We start from the raw sequence: 2,279 nt of genomic DNA, 5'->3' as shown, positions 1-2,279 counted from the left end.
TGCGTCTTTCTGGTCGATCCGATATGCCATGAGCCAAACGCCGTGGGACCTTGGTCAACCCTATTCCGACCTGACCGCCCGTCTGGAGCGTGATCCCGGACTCGGTGCGGGTTCCCCCGGTCGAGCACTGGTTCCCGGTTGCGGATCCGGCCATGATGCCGGGGCTTTGGCCGATCATGGCTGGGTGGTTACCGGCCTCGACTTTGCGCCTTCCGCCGAGCCCCTCTTTGACGGCAAAGTCCAGGGCAGAGGGGAGTTCGTCCTTGGCGATTTGTTCGCCTATCGGCCGGAAGAGCCGTTTGACCTCGTATTCGATCACACCTGTTTCTGCGCGATTTCTCCGGCCAGGCGGATGGAGTTCGGATTGGCAGCCGCCGGGTGGGTCAAGCCAGGAGGCCGGTTTGTTTCGGTCGTGTTCCCGATGGGCAAACCAATCGAACATGGCGGCCCGCCGTATGCCATGGCGACCGACGATCTCGCCCTGGCGCTCGGGTCGAATTTTGAGCTCGTGACCGACGACGACGCGGACTGCTCGGGCCGCCGCTGGGAAACCCGCTGGGCCGTGTTTGCCCGCCTTGATTCTCCGACAAGTGCGGTCGAACCCCTTTAGAGCGGCGCCGAGATCGTCCATAAAAGATCTCAGCGACGTGGCTACGGCTGGTTGGCTCGCCCCGAGTCGCGGTCGATGATCATCGGGGAGATCTCGACAGCTTCAAACGCAGAGCCTGGAACGGTCTTGAGTTCTCTCAAAACGTCGTTGTCCCAGCGAGGGTCCGGGGCGCCGGAAATGAACCAGGAGCTTCCGTTGTCGGCGAGGATCAGTCCGTATCTCTGCATGGCAACGAGGATGACGCCTACCTCCGCTGAGTAGCCGGACGTGTCGAAACTCGCCTTGAGCCTGAATCGCTGGCCCATCGGCGGTAGGGCAGGCGACCCATTGCTCGATGCGTCGTGACGGGCAGGCCAGACATGGGCCGCCTGGGTCTGGTCGGCCGTGAAGCGGATCGCGTGACGTATCTCGCCGGCGGCTACCTCGTCGTACCGAACGAGCCCGGGGAAGATGGGCAGGCCGGCCGCATCGGCCGAAGTCCACCCGTCGGGACGGAGATCCGAGGACGTGAGGTCGTAGCGAGCACCCGAGGCAGCCGTCCAGGTATTGCCGATTCCTGGCGAAGCATCAAACAGTTCGAACAGTTCACAACGGAAACGATCAATCACGATCACATGGCGGTCGCCCGCAGAACTGGGGCCTCCTTCGATCGGCGCGTCAAGCGGAATCGGGAACGGTCCGGGATCGGACTCGGAGCCGTACGCGTCGTAGATGACGGACACGTCGGGTGTGCCCTGGGGCACTTCAAGAAAGGGAATGCCGATGGGACTGTCAGAGTCGGGGGGCCACACCCCGGCGCCGAAATCAGGATGGAGCGTTCGACTGGCTCCCAACGCAGCCACATAGTCCTGGGATCTTGCGTGCACGGTCAGGTTGTCGATCCGGGTGTTCCACACGTCATCGGCTGGCAGCGTTGGACAGCGCGGCGGTGGGGTGGTTGGGGTGAGTTTGAGGGCTCGGGTGAGGAAGGAGGCCATGGCGTCGCGGCGGACGGGCTGATCGGGGCAGAATCGGTCGTTGGTGGGTGGGTTGCAGCCGACGGTGACTCCCATGGCGGCGATCTTTTGGATGTCGGCTTCGAAGAGGTGCCCGTTGTCGTCGGTGAACCGGTCGACCGGTGAGGCGGGGTAGTGGAAGGCTCGGGCGAGCATGGCGGCCATTTGTCCGCGGGTCATGGTTGCTTGGGGGCAGAATCGGTCGCTGGTTGGTGGGTTGCAGCCTTGGGTGATTCCGGCAGCGGCCAACCGGTTGATGTCGTTTTCGAAGAGGGTGCCGTTGTCGTCGGTGAAGTAGTCGTGTCCGGTGGTGGGGAGGTGGAGGGCTCTGGCGAGGAAGGCGGCCATTTGTTCGCGGTTGACGGTGCGGGTGGGGCAGTAGCGGGTGTTGGTTGGTGGGTTGCAGCCCCGGGTGATGCCTTCTTGGGCGATCGCTTCGATGGATCCTTCGTGCACGTTGCCGTCATCGTCGATAAACGACCCCCCAAGGGGCAACACAACCAGGGAAAGTGCCAAAAAGAGCGCGGCGAACAAAGCCATGGAGTACCAATCGGCATTGTGATCAAGACCTGAAGTCGTGGTCGGGTCTCAGGCTCGTTCGTCGAGGAATTCGAGACGGTTGCCCACCGGGTCCGTCACATAGAAGCGCCGGCGCCCGGGCCAAAGGTCGTCCC

The 2,279-nt window shown here is 63.2% G+C and carries 2 protein-coding genes; one reads left to right on the top strand and one right to left on the bottom strand.

Translation table 11 applies throughout. The features are described from left to right. Nucleotides 1-610: methyltransferase domain-containing protein (locus tag JJE47_12925; GenBank protein MBK5268328.1), on the top strand; the 610-nt coding region annotated here is incomplete at its 5' end. 41 nt (nucleotides 611-651) lie between these two features. Here the strand turns inward: JJE47_12925 and JJE47_12920 are convergent. Then, entirely contained in the window at nucleotides 652-2,145 is a 1,494-nt protein-coding gene (locus JJE47_12920; protein ID MBK5268327.1) for an S-layer homology domain-containing protein, read from the bottom strand. Nucleotides 2,146-2,279: the final 134 nt, after the last annotated feature.

Source organism: Acidimicrobiia bacterium (genome assembly GCA_016650365.1).
Lineage (GTDB): Bacteria > Actinomycetota > Acidimicrobiia > Spongiisociales > JAENVV01 > JAENVV01.
This window is presented reverse-complemented; position numbering and strand designations above follow the sequence as displayed.

Bases quoted from the DNA above. Each gene is read 5' to 3' on its own strand.
- JJE47_12920 (MBK5268327.1), bottom strand. From the start codon at position 2,145: ATGGCTTTGTTCGCCGCGCTCTTTTTGGCACTTTCCCTGGTTGTGTTG.